At 69.5% G+C, this 15,774-nt stretch carries 11 protein-coding genes; 7 read left to right on the top strand and 4 right to left on the bottom strand.

All coding sequences use genetic code 11. The features are described from left to right. Positions 1 to 2: 2 nt before the first annotated feature. The gene (locus tag AB0C33_RS46610; protein ID WP_358300753.1) at positions 3 to 1,250 is read left to right on the top strand and encodes an HEXXH motif domain-containing protein; all 1,248 of its coding nucleotides are present in this window, start codon (positions 3 to 5) and stop codon (positions 1,248 to 1,250) included. On the opposite strand, the gene fxsT is transcribed toward AB0C33_RS46610, so the two are convergent. Next, positions 1,204 to 3,642 carry an FxSxx-COOH system tetratricopeptide repeat protein gene (gene fxsT, locus AB0C33_RS46615; protein ID WP_358300756.1) on the bottom strand — a complete coding sequence of 813 codons (2,439 nt, stop codon included), beginning with the start codon at positions 3,640 to 3,642 and terminating at the stop codon, positions 1,204 to 1,206. The two genes, AB0C33_RS46610 and fxsT, sit on opposite strands and share 47 nt — an antisense overlap. Before the next feature lie 238 nt (positions 3,643 to 3,880). On the opposite strand from fxsT, the gene fxsA reads away from it, so the two are divergent. The 5 genes from fxsA to AB0C33_RS46640 all read left to right on the top strand — a co-directional run bounded on the left by fxsA (position 3,881) and on the right by AB0C33_RS46640 (position 11,320). Further along, a complete protein-coding gene (gene fxsA / locus AB0C33_RS46620; RefSeq protein WP_358300759.1) occupies positions 3,881 to 4,036 on the top strand; it encodes an FxSxx-COOH cyclophane-containing RiPP peptide in 156 nt (51 codons plus the stop codon). 86 nt (positions 4,037 to 4,122) lie between these two features. Beyond that, a complete protein-coding gene (locus tag AB0C33_RS46625) occupies positions 4,123 to 6,039 on the top strand; it encodes a tetratricopeptide repeat protein (RefSeq protein ID WP_358300761.1) in 1,917 nt (638 codons plus the stop codon). Positions 6,040 to 6,092: 53 nt separating this feature from the next. After that, a complete protein-coding gene (locus tag AB0C33_RS46630) occupies positions 6,093 to 7,460 on the top strand; it encodes an MFS transporter (protein WP_358300764.1) in 1,368 nt (455 codons plus the stop codon). An 11-nt stretch (positions 7,461 to 7,471) separates the two neighbouring features. Next, positions 7,472 to 10,159: a P-loop NTPase fold protein gene (locus tag AB0C33_RS46635; RefSeq protein WP_358300767.1), complete on the top strand. Its 2,688-nt coding sequence runs from the start codon at positions 7,472 to 7,474 to the stop codon at positions 10,157 to 10,159. Positions 10,160 to 10,423: 264 nt separating this feature from the next. Further along, on the top strand, positions 10,424 to 11,320 hold the full coding sequence (locus AB0C33_RS46640) for a type II CAAX endopeptidase family protein (protein ID WP_358300770.1): 897 nt from the start codon (positions 10,424 to 10,426) through the stop codon (positions 11,318 to 11,320). Between the two features lie 8 nt (positions 11,321 to 11,328). Here the strand turns inward: AB0C33_RS46640 and AB0C33_RS46645 are convergent, their stop codons facing one another. Next, on the bottom strand, positions 11,329 to 12,018 hold the full coding sequence (locus tag AB0C33_RS46645; protein ID WP_358300773.1) for a response regulator transcription factor: 690 nt from the start codon (positions 12,016 to 12,018) through the stop codon (positions 11,329 to 11,331). After that, a complete protein-coding gene (locus tag AB0C33_RS46650; protein ID WP_358300776.1) occupies positions 12,015 to 13,199 on the bottom strand; it encodes a histidine kinase in 1,185 nt (394 codons plus the stop codon). Before AB0C33_RS46650 ends, AB0C33_RS46645 begins: the two co-directional genes overlap by 4 nt. Before the next feature lie 194 nt (positions 13,200 to 13,393). Between AB0C33_RS46650 and AB0C33_RS46655 the strand changes: the two genes are divergently transcribed. Beyond that, complete coding sequence (locus AB0C33_RS46655) at positions 13,394 to 15,070, top strand: protein kinase (protein ID WP_358300779.1); 1,677 nt, start codon at positions 13,394 to 13,396, stop codon at positions 15,068 to 15,070. A gap of 53 nt (positions 15,071 to 15,123) precedes the next feature. On the opposite strand, the gene AB0C33_RS46660 is transcribed toward AB0C33_RS46655, so the two are convergent. Then, on the bottom strand, positions 15,124 to 15,519 hold the full coding sequence (locus tag AB0C33_RS46660) for a MerR family transcriptional regulator (protein ID WP_358300782.1): 396 nt from the start codon (positions 15,517 to 15,519) through the stop codon (positions 15,124 to 15,126). Between the last annotated feature and the right edge of the window lie 255 nt (positions 15,520 to 15,774).

A 15,774-nucleotide genomic window follows, 5' to 3' on the forward strand; every position in this document is an offset into this window, starting at 1 on the left:
ACATGCGGCTCGACTCGTACACCGTCCCTCAAGATCTTCTTGACCGGCTGGCGCGAGGGGGAGGTGGCGCGGAGGCAGCCCAATTCCTGGCCGAGACGCAGTACAGCAAGCATCTGCTGCTCCTCAGGGGGGTGGCGGAGGAAGGGCGGGCGGAAGCTGCCTATGACCGGCTCGCCGAGATCGCCGCACAGGCTCCTGAAGCGGTCAAGTACGTGATCGGCTATCCAGCGGTCGGTGCGTGGGCCAAGAGCACTCTGCGGGCATTGATCACTGGACGGGCGGATCCGCTGGCCGTGGCGCAGCTCGGTGCGGTCGCCGCGGCGGCCGCCTGCCGGGCCGGGCTACGGCTGCGGGTCCAGGTTCCCGCGCCGGGCGGGGTGATCACGTTGCCCTCGCTGGGGCAGCTCGTCCTGCCGACGGACGAGGACCAGATCATCGAGCTGGAAACCGACACGTCCAGATGCACCCCGCTCCATCGGATCCGCTCGGCCGACGGCGCGATCGAGCTGGTCGTCGACGATCTGGATCCGCATCGCTGGCCAGGTCCCACAGTGATCGACGGCCGGCTGCCGCCCGACGACCTGCGGCGCTGGCGGAGCCACGTCGCCGCCGCCTGGGAGCTCCTGGACAAACATCATTGGACGACCGCCGCTGAGCTGCGCGCGATCGCCCGGGTGCTCACCCCCATCAAGGCGGCCCAGAGCGGCCGGGACAGCGCGACGTCCCGCGTCACCTTCGGCACGGTGGCGATGTCGACTCCGCCCGATCACACCTGGCTCGCGTCGACGTTCGCGCACGAGCTCCAGCACGCCAAGCTCAACGCCGTACTCGACCTGGTGGAGCTGACGCTTCCGGACGAGCGGCGCTTCTACGCGCCCTGGCGCGGTGATCCACGCCCGCTGTCCGGTCTCCTGCACGGCGCGTACGCACACCTCGGCCTGGCCGGATTCTGGCGCCGTCAGCGCGACTCCGAGCGCGGACTGCGTCCCCACATCGAGTTCGCGCGCTGGCGCGCAGCCGCGCTGGAGGTGACGGGGACCCTGCTCGACAGCGGGAAGCTGACGCCGGTCGGCGAACGGTTCACCGGACTGCTCCGCCGTACCCTGTCGTCCTGGATGAAGGATCCGGTGCCGCCCGCCGCCGCCGAGGCGGCGGCGCGGGAGGCGGACGAGCACAGAGCGGCCTGGCTCGCCAGGAACGGCGTCACAGGGACAGCGGATCGAAGTCCCAGTCGATCCGCTCGCCCTTGAGCGCTCGGACCATGTCGGGCGTGGACGTGCGAGAGATGCGCCGGAGGTTGTTCACGATCTCCGTTCGCAGCGCGGCCGCCTCCTCGTCGGCTCCGGTGTCGCTCAGGTCGATGGCGAGGTTGACGGCGCCGAAGGTGGTGAGGAAGTGCTCCTTGCCGAAGAACCCGCGCAGCCGCGCCAGGCTCTCCTCGCCCAGGCGGCGAGCGGTGTGGCTGTCGCCCAGCGCGGCGTAGTCGGAGGCCAGGTTGACGGCCGCCATGAGCGTGTACTCGTGCTCGGCGCCGAGGCGGGTGAGCAGGCCCTCGTAGGCTTCGGAGTTCTCCTCCCGGGCGCGTTCGGGGTCGCCGCGAAGCCGGTGGAGGAGTGCGAGGTCGGCGCGGCAGCCGTAGGTGAACGGGTGTCGCGGGCCGTAGATCGTGTGATACCTCGGCAGAGTGTCCTTGACGAGCGCCATCGCCTCGTCCAGGTTGCCGGCCTCGCGCAGGCTGTTCGACAGCGCGATCGCGGTGGCCATGGTGTCGGGGTTGTCCCGGCCGAAGAGCTTTTCCAAGCGGCTGAGCGTTTCCTTGGCCAGTTCCAGCGACGCGGTGATGTCACCGGCGCCACGCCGGGCGATGGAGAGGTCCTTGGCGGTCTTGATCACGATGGGATGTTCCGCGGTGAGCTCCCTGAGCCCGTAGGCGTAGACCTCCTCGCCCAGGTCGACGGCTTCCTCGTAGGCGCCGCAGAGCCGCAGCACCTGTGCCAGGCCGTTCCAGGCGTTCTGCACGTCCCACTTGCCGACGCCGTGGGTGGCGCCGCTCATCTCCAGGTAGGCCAGCTTGTGCAGGTCGCGCGCGGTGAAGTAGTCGCTGAGCAGCGCGTGGTCGAGCGCGAGGTTGTTGAGCAGGCGGAGAGTCACCGGATGGGTCGGGCCGAAGACACGCTCGAAGGCCGCCAGCGACTCCTTGTCCTGCTTCTGAGCGGCGGCGAAGTCGCCCAGCGCGCGTAGTGAGGCGCCGTAGGAGTTGGCCGCGCCGAGGGTCTCCTCGTGGTCGGGGCCGAGCACGCGCTGCATCATCGCCAGCGTCTCCGCGTTGAGCAGGCGGGACTCGTCGAAGTCGCCGAGCTGCCAGAGCACGTTGGCCAGGTGGCGGCGGATCCGCAGCACGTCGGGGCTCTCCGGGCCCGAGGCGGCCGTCCAGGTGTCGCGGAGATGCTCGGCGAAGGTCCTGGCCGACCGGTAGTCGCCCACTCGGTAGAGGAAGCGGACGAGCGTGATGCAGAAGTTGCGGGGATCCGCCTCGGCGCAGTCCGCGAGGCCGGACGGCTCGAAATGGGGCAGCAGCTCGCGGAAGGCCGCCCACCTGGTGGTGTCCTCCGGGTCGACGGGCGCGCCACCGGCCAGCAGCAGGTGGACTTCGTGCCGGATCTCGCCGCGTTCCCGCTCGTCGACCGAGTCGCGCAGCAGCGCCTGGATGAGGCGGTGCACCTGGACGGTGCCGGCGGCGGACTCGACCTTGAGCAGGGCGAACCGGTTGAGCTCGCCGAAGGCCCGGCTCAGCAGCAGCGGGTCGGACAGGATCGGGCCGATGCGCGCGGCGCCCTGGGTCTTGTTGCCGCGGCGGAACAGGTCGCGGGGGATCGGCTCGGGACCGAAGAAGGCCAGGCACCGCAGCACGGTGGCGGCCTCGGGCATGCGTTCCTCGATCGCCTGGACCGACAGTTGCCAGGCCGCGGTCATGGAGTGGGGATATTCGGTGGCCTTGCCCAGAGCGAGCAGCCGCCGTGTCTCTTCGCCCAGCGCTTCGAGGTACTCGTCGGTGGACAGGCCGGTCGTGAGCTGGAGCGCCGCCGCCTGCTCCAGCGCCAGAGGCAGGTCACCGAGCGCCTGCGCGAGGGCGTCGGCCTCGGCGTGGGGCATGTCGCGTTCGAGGCGTCTGCGGAGGAACTGGATGCTCTCGTTCCGCTCGAAGACGTCCACCGCCACGCTCTCGCTGGCCGCGCTCCAGCGGATGTTGCGGGAGGTGATCAGTACGTGTCCCGGCCCTCCGTCGGGGAGGAAGTCCTTGATCGCCTCGGGCTCGTCGGCGTTGTCGAAGATCAATAACCATTTGCTGTACGGCTCGCCGCGCTGGAGCGCCCTGCGCACCGAGGCCGCGGCCTCCTCGATGCCGACGGCGCTGGCGGGAGCGCAGTTGAGGTCGGCGGCCAGCCCCGCGAGAGCGGCGGGGACCAGGGCCGGCTGGTCGGCCGAGATCCACCAGACGAGCTCGTACGATCCCCGGAAGCGCCAGGCGAACTCCGTGACCAGTTGGGTCTTGCCGACCCCGCCGAGGCCGTGCAGGGCCTGCGGGACGGGCGTGTGCGCCACCACGGCTGCGGTGGTCGACAGGTGCAGGCTCTCTCTCAACCGGTCCAGCAAATGCTCACGTCCGGTGAAATTTCGGTTACGGGCTGGGATCTTCCCCCAGATGTTCGGCATCCGAATCGGCCCGTACTCGTTGACCTGCTCGCTCACGTGGTCCTCCGGCCATGGTCCTCGTTGCTCACATCTTATAGATTGATTCCTGAAAAATACCGACGCAGAATCGTCTGAAGAAGCAAATTGCGCGGAGCTGGTTACGGCTGACCGAAAACCAGGAGAATGCATGGAAGAAGAGAGCACGATCGGCATCATCGACCTCGGCGTCATCGATCTCGATGCGCTCAGGAATCTTCACTCTCCGGTGCTCAGGCGAGCCTACCTGCGGCTGGCCGAAGACCCGGATGACCTCACCGTCGCCGGCTGGAGCTCGGCCATATAGTCATATCGATTGCGACAATTCTCCATCTGCCATCGGATGGTGCCTGTATTCCTGGCAGAATCGCGGCAATGGGGCGAGGCACGGTGATGAGATCCAGCAGCAACTCGGTCCCGGATGCATGGCCGTATGTCGGTACGCGCCCCTACGCCAGGGCGGACGACGCCCGCTTCGTCGGCCGTGAGACCGAGGCGGCCGAGGTGGCCGCTCGCTGGCGTGCTGATCCGATCACGATCGTGCACGGCCCTCGTGGCGTAGGGAAAAGCTCGCTGATCGCCGCCGGAGTGCTGCCCCTCCTCGATTCCTACAGCGCCGACGTGCTGCCGATCGGCAGGGTGTCACGGCGATCCTCGGTGCCGGCCGCGCTCGCCGGCGGTGGCAGGAACTCGTTCGTGCTCGCACTGCTGTCGTCATGGGCTCCGCACGAGGCGCCGACGCACTTGTCCGGCCTGACGATCTCCGCCTTTCTGCGCACGCGACCCCCGCGGCTGGACGCCTCCGGCGCTCCGGTGCCGATCATGGCGGTCGTCGACCAGGTCGAGGAGTTGTTCACCGCCCATGACCGGCAGCGCCGGCACTGTGAGCAACTGATCGAGCAGATCTTCGCCGTGCTCGACGGCGACCTGCCCTTCCATCTGCTGATCGCGGTCGACGACGATCATCTGGATGAGGTCGTCCGGCACAGCCGCGTGACCACGCCTCCCTACCGTCTGGGTCCGCTTCGGCGCGAACAGGCCGTCGCCGCCTGCCGAAAACCCTTGGAGGAGCTGGGCCACACGTTCGCGCCTGGAGTCGCCGAGGGGCTGGTGGACGACCTGGCCGACGCGGCCGGTCAGGTCGAGCCCCTCCTGCTGCAGATCGCCTGCACCGCACTGCTGAGCCCGTCCCAACCCGAGCTGATCGGCGACCTCGACGGCCCCGACGAGGCGATCGCCGCCTACTGCCGGCGGCAACTGGAAGAGGTCGCCGCCGACCACTTCCATGCCGACCCGGAAAAGCTCCGCACCCGACTGCGCGAGACCTTCGGCTCGCCGGAGGTCGTGACGGAGACAGCCGGTCTCCCGGCTCCGGTGCTGAAGGCTCTGGCGGACCGCTATGTGCTCGCGAGGGTGCCCGACGCCTCCGGCTGGCGAATCTGGCACGAACGGTTGCGCCCCGCGTTGTTTCGAGGCGGCCCCCTTCCCGGCGGCGCGGTCCACATCCGCCCGGACGCGCGCCTGCGCCTCGCGGAGTCCGCCGTGCTCGCGGGCGAGTTCGAGGTGGCCGCCCGGCACGGGAGGCTGGCGTTACGCGAAGCAGGGCACGACGTCCGGCTGAGCGCCGCGATCGAATCCCTGCTCGGCGACGTGGCCTACCTGCGGGACGACCTCGACGAAGCGGTGATCCACTACCGCAGGGCCACTCAGCTGTACGTCGCGCAGCCGGGTACGGACGTGCTCGCGGCGACCCTGCTCACCGCCACGGGCCGGGTTCTCCTCAGGCAGGGCAGGACCGACGAGGCCATCCGGCAGCTGCAGGCGGCCGCGCGGCGCAGCCCGGACGATTCCGCCATCCAGACGGAGCTGGCCTGGGCGCTGTGGTACGGCGGCCACGAGCGCACCGCCGTCGACGTGCTCGACGACGCGCTGATGAGAGAAGGGAACGCGCCGGAGGCGCTGCAGGCGCGTGGCGAGATCCTCTCCGACCTGCAACGGCCCGCCGGAGCGCTGCGTGACCTGGAGCGGGTGCGTCCGCTCCAGCAACCCTCGACCCGGGCCGCGTACGCCCTGGCCCTCGCATTGAGCGGCGACGTGCACATGGCGGTTCGGGCCATCCCGCCCATGGAGACGGTCCAGGACGGCTCCACGCTGCTGCGCGCCGCCCGCGTCATGGAGGCCGCCGGCAACCACGACGAGGCGGTACGGCTCGCCCGCAGGGCGCGGCAGAGCACGACCAGCCCGCTCCTTCCGCCACGGCTGGCCGCCGAGGCCGACCGGTTGAGCGTGACCGAGCCCCGCACTCGTTGACAGCCACGCAGGTAATGTCCTGCACCGGGGAGTGCATCATTTAGTCTCTGACAATGCAGCCGCCGTCACCCCACCGCCGCGGATCACGGGACACTGTGCTCGAGCACAGGACGGCAGGAGTGGCGGTGGAGACCAGACAAGCTCCGAGTGGCTTGACCTCGCTGTTCGCCACAAACGCGGGCTTTCGCCGCTCCTGGACGGCATCGACGCTGTCGATGATGGGCACGCGCACGCTGAGCGTGGCCTACCCCCTGCTCGCCATCGCGCTCACCGGATCGCCCTCCTGGACCGGCTGGGTGGTGTGCGCCGCCACACTGCCCGGCCTGCTGTGTTACCTGCCGGCGGGCACGGTCGTCGACCGGGTCGGCCCGAGGCTCGTCATGACCTGGTGCGAGCTGGCCAAGGGCCTGCTGATGGCCGTCACCTGCGGTGCGTTGCTCCTGGGCAGCCTGCAGATCGAGCATCTGCTCGTGGTGGCCTTCGCCGAGGGATGTCTGACGGTGTTCTCGTCCGTCGCGGAGATCGCGCTGGTTCCGGCGGTGGCCCGCCCGGCGGAGGTGGACACGGCGCTCGCCGTGCACGAGACCACCGTTCACGCCGTGGGCCTGACAGGGCGGTCGCTGGGAGGGGTGCTCTACGCGTACGGCCCGGCGATGACCTTCCTGGCGAACGCGGTGGCGTTCCTCTCCGCGGCGGCCACGCTGGCCCGCACGCCGGTGCGGCGGACCCCGGCCCGGCCGGTCAGGCTCTCGCTCATGGAGGAGATCCGTGTCGGGCTGAGGGAGATCTGGACGAACGACTTCCTGAGGTCCGCGACGATCCTGACCGCCCTGATCAACTTGGTCGTGCAGGCGCTGACCGTGGTGTTCGTGACCCATATGACGCAGACACGGGAGAGCCCGGCGTTGATCGGCGTCATCCTGGCGACCGCGGGGGTGGGCGGGGTGGTGGGGGCGCTCATCTCGCCGCAACGCCAGAGGATCGCCGGGAAGGTGCCGGCCTACCGGCTGGCCGAGATCATCGGTCTCACCCACCGCGGCCGATCGATGTTGCTGGTGCACACCTGGGTGTGCGCGGCGGCGCTGCTGCTGGCCGTGACCACCGCGCTCTCGCCCGGAGCCTTCGCGCTGGCACTGCTGATGATCGGCGTGGCGGGTGGGCTGAGCAACGTGACGATCCGTACGGTGATCAGCCGGGTGCCGGCTGACAAGCTGGCTCGGGTGGCAGGCGTCTCCCGGCTGGTCAGCTACGGCGGAGGGGCGCTCGGCCCGGTGCTCGCCGGGTTGCTCTACGCATGCGCGGACGTGTGGGTCACCACCACCACGTTGGCCGTCGCGATGGTCACGCTCGCTTTTGCCGCCACCATGATTCGGCCCTTCAGAAAAGGGCTTTCGCCCGGCTGGCCCCCGCAGAAAGCCTGAATAATCAAGGCATGCCGATCGCGCGCTTATTTGTCGTGGTGGTCCTGGCCGTGGGCACGGGGTTCGGTGCTCCCCAGTTCCTGGACAATTCGGCGCTGTCCATCTCACTCGAGACGTTCCCGCGCGTGCCCGTGAAGGTCACCGTCGTGAATCCGGGACCGGCCGTGACGGCCCGCATCCAGGTCGCGGGCCCTGCCGCGAGCGCGGTGAGCGTCCAGGGCGGCGGGTCGGTTCAGCTTCCGGCGGGCGGGAACGTGACCGTCACCCTGGTGCCGGGGCCACGGCTGCGGGAGACGAGCGGGCAACTGGTTCTCTACGCCGAGACCGGGGTGGCGCGGCGGGAACTGCGGGTGGTGCCGCGGCACCTGCTTCTGCGGCTGTGGCCCTATCTCGCCGGTGGTCTGATCCTTGTGGGGCTCCTCGCCTGGCTGATGTGGCGCAGGCGCAGGCCGCGGGTGGAACCGGCGCCCGCTCTCAAGGAGGAGGAGCAGGCCCCGGCCGGATTCACGCACAGCGACGAGCCGGCGGTCACGGACAGCCTGGGGCGGGCGGAGTACGCGCAGGCGCTGGCGCTGCTTGCCCACTCCGCCTCTCCGCCCATGGTCATCGGTGTCTACGGCGAGTGGGGGATCGGCAAGACCTCCCTGCTCAAGCAGGTCAGACAGGTGATCGACGATCAGTACGGCGACTGCGCACACGTGTGGTTCGACCCGTGGCGGCACCAGTACGACGACAACCCGGTGCTGCCGCTGCTCCACACGCTCGTCGCGGAGCTCGGACTGGCGAAGAAGGAACAGGTTGCGCGCACGCTGCGGACCATCTCCGAGGTGCTCGGCTCTCTGGTGCTCTCCTCGACGGCCCGGGTGAACCTGGCTGACGTGCGCAGCAGTCTCAAGGAGTACGACGAACAACATTTCCGTATTCGTTCGGATCGTGTGCGGCTGGATGAGTACCTCACCGATCTGATCGCGCAAGCTCTGGCGGAGACGGGCAAGAAGCGGCTCGTGGTGTTCATCGACGACCTCGACCGATGCGCCGGCGATCAGGTGGCCGGACTGCTGGAGGCGCTCAAGCTCCATTTCAACCGCGACAACTGTGTCTTCTTCCTGGCCGTCGCCAAGGAACCGCTGCTGGTGGCCCTCGGGGAGAAGTACAAGGGTCTGCAGGTCGACCATTATCTGGACAAGATCATTCAGTTTCCGTTCGAAATGCCGAGGTTGTCAGCCGCCGCCTTCGACGACTATCTGCGGAGCCTGCTTCCGGAAGAGATCATGCCCACGCGCGACCTGCTGCGCATCGGGCTGCCGCGCAACCCTCGGTCGATCAAACGGTTTCTCAACGTCCTGATATTGCAGGACCGGATCGCCAAGGCGAGGCAGCTGTCTCCGTACGACGTCTCCACCCTGGCGGCGATCCTGCTGATCAGGGAAGGAGACGGTGAGTTCTACGCCAGGCTGGCCCAGGACGCCAGCCTGTTGCAGCGGATCAAGGAGGATCTCGACACCGCCGAGGAAGGGCGGCAACTCGATTGGAGTCAGTTGCCCCTTCAACTCATCTCCAGGTTCCGGGACTCCCATCGGGCTGTGCCCGCGGACGTGGGCGCGTACATCGATCTGGTGAGATCCGCCCCCGTCCCGGAGCACAGCGAGGAGGAGTCGAAGGCGGTGCCGCCGGTGGGGCAGCCGCTCGTCGCCGCCGCCAGAGGGGAGTTGGCGGAAGGACTCGCGGTGCTCGCCGAGCGGGTGGAGCGGCAGGTCGGACAGTTGCTCCCCGCCAGGGGCGCCGTGCTGGCGCAGGATCTCGACATGGACGGCCGGGCGATCACGCTGGACGACCTCGTCGCCCGCTGGGACCGGGGCCTGCTCGTGGTCGGAGCGTCAGGCGCCGGCAAGACAGTGCTCGCGGCCCGTATCACTCTGCGCCTGCTGGAGGAGGGCGGTGGTCCCGTTCCGGTCTTCGTGAGCCTGCGGTCGCTGGACCTCAGCCGCCCGGGGTTCGAGATGTGGATGACTCATGCGCTCGTCCAGCAGTACCGGACGCCGATCACCGAAGCCCTCGCCATGGTCAACCGGCAACGCCTGATCTATGTGCTCGACGGGCTGGACGAGGTGGCCGACCCCGCCGACCGCGACAAGATCGCTCAGGAGGTGGTGCGCTGGCACGAAGTGACCGGGGCCAAGATCACTGTCACCGATCGCAATCCTGGCCCGGGCCATCCGCTGGTAGTGCACCAGGACTTCGTCAAGGTGCGGGTGAAGGGGGTCACCGAGCAGGAGATGTCGCGCCTCCTGGGCGCGTGGAAGGGGGCGGCGGCGGACGCCGAGGAGCTCGCGGGCGCGCCCGCGCTGCTGGCCAACCTGACCGACTCGTGGCTGCGCGAGGCGTCGGCGGAGGGGCGCGATCTCGTCGAACTCTACGCCGACCGTGCGATGGCGATGCTCGATGACGGGCCCGCACTGCGGGAGATCCTGCGTGACGTCGCGCGACACCTGATCTCCCGGGACGGGACGAGCTTCGACGACGAGAGCCGGGAGATCAGAAACATCTTCCGGCACCACGGCAAGCACGGCCGGCAGGTGCCGCAGTCGCTGGAGGAACTGGTCAGGGCCGGGCTGCTCCGCCGGCTCTCGACGAACGAGTACCAGTTCGTGCACCACCGTCTGCTCAAGCACTTCGCCGAAGGGGGTTCTGGACAGTAGTGACCTGATGCCTGACCTCGAAGGGTGTCAGAACTGGATCTGAGGCGCTGACCTGCGCATTCATGATGGGCTGTTCTTGGGTGCTCTCAAGGATGGTGCACATGCCCTGGACGTCGCGGGAGACAGAAAGCCGGGGCGGTTCCTGATCCCTCGTGAGAGCTACCGCTGTGTCCGTTCCAGGGGGATGGCATGCCCGGCTCCGATCCCTAGCCTCACTTGAGCCGCGGAAGACACCGCGGACCTCTGATCGAAAGGATCGCGATCGTGGCGTCCCCTGAGCATTCGAGAGCCACCCCTTCGCACGCCGGTTCGGCCACGGCCCGTGACCGGTTGCGCAGGTTCCGGTTCCCCGTCCTGCTGGTCGCGTTGTTCGGTGTGATGTCGGTGACGACCGGGATCAACCAACTCGTCTCGCCCGTACCGATCCTCGCCCTGCCGGTGGGGATCGGCCTGGCCATCATCGCGGTCATCTGCTACCGCTGGTTGTGCCGGGTCGTCGAGCTGCGTCCGGACGTCCCCGAACTCGGGAAGACGCGGCGATGGTCCCAGCTGCGGCGCGGGATGCTGCTCGGGTCGGGCCTGTTCGCCGGGCTGATGGCGCTGATCGCGGTGTTCGGTGGCTGGCAGGAGCTGTCCTGGGGTTCCTTCGGCGGCTTCCTCGGCACCGCGGGGCTGATGGCCGGCGTCGCCGTGACCGAAGAACTGCTGTTTCGCGGGGTGGTGTTCCGCATCATGGAGGAACGTACCGGCACCGTGATCGCCCTGGTCGTATCCATGCTGCTGTTCGGTGCGATGCACCTGGTCAACGGCAACGCCACCCTGTGGGGCGTGTTCGCGATCGCCTTGACGGGCGGAGCCATGCTGGCCGCCGCCTACGTCGCCACCCGCTCGCTGTGGCTGCCCATCGGCCTGCACTTCGCCTGGAACTTCGCCCAGGCCGGGATCTTCGGTGTCACGGTCTCCGGATCGGCCACGCCGCCCGAGGGCCTGCTGAACGTCACGCTGTCCGGCCCGACCGCGCTGACCGGCGGCGTCTTCGGCCCTGAGGCCAGCCTCTTCGCGCTGCTGGTCTGCTCGGCGCCCACGATTCTCCTGCTGCGGCGGGCCGCCCGCGCCGGCCGGATCCGGCCTCGGCCGCACCGCGCCGAGCCCTCCGCCTGACCGCCGTGTCAACCCTGATCGGCGGCCACCAGTCCCACCCGGTAGGCGAGCACGACCGCCTGTACACGGTCGCGCAGGTCGAGTTTCGTCAGGATCCGCGACACGTACGTCTTGACGGTCTCGATGCTGATGGACAGCCGTGTGGCGATCTCCGCGTTGGACAGGCCCTCGGCGAGCTGTTCGAGTACTTCCAGCTCCCGCTGGGTCAGCGCCCGCACGACCTCCTGCAGGGCCGGCCGGGCGGAGTCGGTGGGGCGCAGGCGCTCGGCGAAGTGGCCGATGAGGGCCCGGGTGACGGCGGGCGCGAGCAGGGAGTCGCCGCGCGCGACGGTGCGTACGCCGTCCACCAGTTCCTTCGGCCGCGCGTCCTTGAGCAGGAAGCCGCTGGCGCCTGCCCTGAGTGCTTCGTAGGCGTACTCGTCGACGTTGAACGTGGTCACCACCAGTACCTTCACCGGAGCGGCGACGCCTGGCCCGGCCAGTCGCCTGGTGACCTCGATGCCGTCCAGGACGGGCATCCGGATGTCCATCACGACGACGTCCGGCAGCAGCCGCCGGGCGGCGTCGAGCGCCGCGCGGCCGTCCGCGGCATCCCCGACGACCTCCATGTCGGGCTGGGCGGAGAAGATCGTGGTGTAGCCGGTGCGCACCAGCTCATGGTCCTCACAGATGAGCACCCGGATCGGCGTACTGGTCATGCGGCGCTCCTGAAGGGGATGAGAGCCCGGACGGTGAACCCGCCCCCGGGCCGGGCGCCGGCGGTCAGCTCACCGTTCAGCATCTGGACGCGGCGGCGCAGCCCGTCCAGCCCTCGCCCCCCGGACGGTACGGCGGGACCTTCCACCAGAGCGGACCCGTCGGTGGTCACCTCGATGTCGATGTGGCCGGTGCGGTGGTGGACCATGACCCTGGTGGGCCGGCCGGTCGCGTGTTTGATGGCGTTCGTGAGGGCTTCCTGAACCACCCGATACGCGGCCAGCTCGACGTCGACGGGCCGAGCCAGGCGCTCGCCGTGCTCGGTCAGTTCGACGGGCTGGCCGGAGACGCGGGCCTGTTCGACCAGGTCGGCGATACTGCCGAGGCCCGGCGTACGGTCCGTGAGCGCGTCGTCGCCGGTCGCCTCCAGCACACCGAGCAGATGCCGAAGCTCCGTCAGCGCCCGCCGGCCGGTGTCGCCGATGGCGGCCAGCCCTTGCCCTGCGCGTTCCGGTGCGGCGCCGACCAGGAACTGCGCGGCGTCGGCCTGCACCACGATGGCGGTCACGTGATGGGTGACCACGTCGTGCAGCTCACGGGCGATGCGCGCGCGTTCGTCGGCGCCGGCCGCCAGCGCGCCGAGCCGCCGCCGTTCGGCCTCCTCGGCCCGCCACCGGCGCATCCCGGCTCCGGCCATCCAGATCACGACCAGAACCAGGTAGAAGGCGACGAAGTCCGGGATCCGGTTGGGGGATCCCAGCCGGCTCAGGACGATCGCGAGTGCGGCGTAGCCGGCGCTCACCGCCGCCGCGAGCGTGCGACGGTGCCGGGACTGTTGGGCTCCGGCCGTATACAGGGCCAGGTAGAAGCCGACGCTGGCGAACGTCTGCGGATAACAGAGCGCCTGATGAACGGCGAAGGCGGCGCCGATGACGGCCAGGCATGCCGCCGGGTGACGGCTGCGGAACGCCAGCGGCGCCGATTGCGCCACGGTCAGCACCACCGCCAAGGCGTCGGCCGGTCGCTTCGGCAGGTCACTGAGCTGGGCTCCGATGACGGACAGCGTCGGTACGAAGGCCAGCGCAGTGAGCGTCGCCGCGAGCGCGCCGTCCTTGACCAAGGACGGCTGGGCTCTCCACCAGGCCGGCCATGAGCGGACGGCCAGGGGAACGCGCGCGAACATCGGTGTAGTCTAACGGCCCGCTGCCCGTACCCGCGGTACTCAGGACCTGGCCGACGGCGATGCCGATGACGGACGGGCGCACCTGCAAGGCGGTCACCGGGCCCGGCGCGACCTGGTTTTGCCATATTCCGGTGGCCCCTCTTTTGGAATCATCGACACCGACCGGCGATGATCTCGACGAGGAATGAGTCACCATGACCGACCCCCTACGCGACGGCGACCCGGCTCACATCGGCTCCTACCGGCTGCACGCAAGGCTCGGTGGGGGCGGGATGGGAGAGGTGTTCCTGGGCCGCTCCCCGGGCGGGCGCCTGGTCGCCGTCAAAGTGGTGCGCCCGGAGCTGGCCGGCAACAGCGACTTCCGGCGCCGCTTCACGTCCGAGGTGGACGCCGCCCGCAAGGTCGGCGGGTTCTACACCGCCCAGGTCGTGGACGCCGACACCGACGCCGTCCGGCCGTGGCTGGCCACCGCCTACATCCCCGGCCCCTCCCTGCACCAAGCCGTCGACGAGCACGGGCCGCTCCCGGTGGAGTCGGCCGCGGTGCTCGGCGCCGGGCTGGCCGAAGGACTCGCCGCCGTGCACGCCTGCGGGATGGTGCATCGCGACCTCAAACCCGGCAACGTCATCCTCGCCGAGGACGGGCCTCGCCTGATCGACTTCGGCATCGCCCGCGCCCTGGACGCCACCAGCCACACCCAGACCTCCACCGTGCTGGGCACCGCCGCGTTCATGTCCCCCGAACAGGCCATGGGCCGGGAGGTCGGGCCGCCCTCGGACGTGTTCTCGCTCGGCTGCATGCTCGCCTTCACCGTGACCGGCCGCAGCCCCTTCGGGACGGGGCCCGTCCACGCGGTCGTCTTCCGCGTGGTGCACGCCGAGCCCGATCTTCAAGGAGTGCCCGCCCCTCTGGCCGCTCTGGTGGCGGCCTGCCTGGCCAAGGACCCCGCCGCCCGGCCCAGCCTGGAGCAGGTGCTGACCCGGCTCACCGTGCTCGCTTCGCCCGACCAGGGGCGGTGGCTGCCTGAGGCGCTCACCCAGGTCATCGCCGACCGCCGGACCCTGGCGCTGACCGCTCTTCACGACCCGGCCACCGCGACCGACGGTGGCGGCCCCCGAGCGATGGCGCCACCACCGTTCGGCCACGCGAATCCGCCGGGGGCACCCCAGCCCTTACTGGTCAACGAACGCCGCCATATGCGCGGCCGTGACCCCCTGCACTCCGTCACCGGCTACCAGATCGCCGCCTATGTGCTGCTTGCCCTCTTCACCCTGATCTCCGTGAGCACAGTGGTGTACCAGCTCGATGTCGCCGACGACGCGAGACGGTGGCACCGGGTGGAGAGCTACGACGAAATTGAGACGGTCGGCCAGATCATGCTGGTGGCCCAGGTCGTCTCCGGCGTGGGATTGACGGCGTCCTGGCTGCTCTGGTTCTTCCGGGTACGAGTCGTCGCCGAACGGCTCGCGCCCGGCCGGCTGCGTTACCGCCCCTCCATGGCCGCATTCGGCTGGTTCATCCCGATCGGCAACCTGTGGCTGCCCAAGCAGATCGCCGACGACATCTGGCACGCCTCCAGCCCCCCTGGACGCGGCGGCACGACTGCCCCGGCCGGTCTGCTGCACACATGGTGGGCCCTGTGGCTGGTCACTTTCCTGACCTGGCCCCTCTTCTGGATCGAGTGGACGACACTCCTCACCAAGGACTACGACTCCGAGACGTACGAGGACACCCTTGGCCTGAGGTACGAATTCACGTGGGCGACCTGGGCCAGCGTGGCCGTGCACGTGCTGGTCGTGCCGACGGCGATCGTCACCGCCCTGTTCGTGCGGCGACTGGGCGCCATGCAGGCGGCCAGACTCGACAGCTGACGACCGAACGGCCGGTCCTGATGCCCCCGGGTGTGGCCGGGGGCGGAAGGCGGTCAGTGGCGCCGGCGGAGTTCTTCGTTGATGCGCAGCGCCTCGGCGAGCTGGTCTTCCAGGATGATGATGCGGCAGGCCGCTTCCAGCTGGGTGCCGGCGTCGACGAGTTCGCGGGCGCGGGCGGCCAGGCGCAGCTGGTAGCGGGAGAAACGGCGGTGCCCGCCCTCGCTGCGTAGCGGCTCGATCAGCTTGGCGGCGCCGAGGCTGCGCAGGAACGCCGGGGTGACGCCGAGGATCTCGGCGGCCCGACCCATGCTGTAGGCGGGATAGTCCTCGTCATCGAGCCGCTGCCCGGGACTGCCGGCCGCTTCGACCTCCTGAACCGGGTGATCGCCGGTGGGGCTGGGCCGCTCCCGCTTGGACGCGGTGACCGTTGCCTGAGGTGTTTGATCCATTCAACCTTCCTGAATGCGAACAGGGGCCCCGGCGCCATGATGGCGCCGGGGCCCAGAGGTTTAACACCATCGACCGGCCCTGCCTGCGTGCTGCAGGGGCGGTTCACTTGGGCCGCACCAGCCGCCCGATGCGGGGGTGCGGGGATCGCGTAAGCGTGACCGTAGACCACCGTCCTGTTCGTGGAGCTGCGGTACCCGTGCGGCGACATGCGGCCGGCGACGGGCGATCCTGATGGCGTTCAACACTCCTTTCCG

Source organism: Nonomuraea sp. NPDC048881 (assembly GCF_040649795.1).
Lineage (GTDB): Bacteria > Actinomycetota > Actinomycetes > Streptosporangiales > Streptosporangiaceae > Nonomuraea.

Coding starts and splice junctions, on each gene's coding strand:
- AB0C33_RS46610 (WP_358300753.1), top strand. CDS start 3: ATGCGGCTCGACTCGTACACCGTCCCTCAAGATCTTCTTGACCGGCTG.
- fxsA (WP_358300759.1), top strand. CDS start 3,881: ATGGAAGAAGAGAGCACGATCGGCATCATCGACCTCGGCGTCATCGAT.
- AB0C33_RS46625 (WP_358300761.1), top strand. CDS start 4,123: ATGAGATCCAGCAGCAACTCGGTCCCGGATGCATGGCCGTATGTCGGT.
- AB0C33_RS46630 (WP_358300764.1), top strand. CDS start 6,093: ATGCAGCCGCCGTCACCCCACCGCCGCGGATCACGGGACACTGTGCTC.
- AB0C33_RS46635 (WP_358300767.1), top strand. CDS start 7,472: ATGCCGATCGCGCGCTTATTTGTCGTGGTGGTCCTGGCCGTGGGCACG.
- AB0C33_RS46645 (WP_358300773.1), bottom strand. CDS start 12,018: ATGACCAGTACGCCGATCCGGGTGCTCATCTGTGAGGACCATGAGCTG.
- AB0C33_RS46650 (WP_358300776.1), bottom strand. CDS start 13,199: ATGTTCGCGCGCGTTCCCCTGGCCGTCCGCTCATGGCCGGCCTGGTGG.
- AB0C33_RS46655 (WP_358300779.1), top strand. CDS start 13,394: ATGACCGACCCCCTACGCGACGGCGACCCGGCTCACATCGGCTCCTAC.
- AB0C33_RS46660 (WP_358300782.1), bottom strand. CDS start 15,519: ATGGATCAAACACCTCAGGCAACGGTCACCGCGTCCAAGCGGGAGCGG.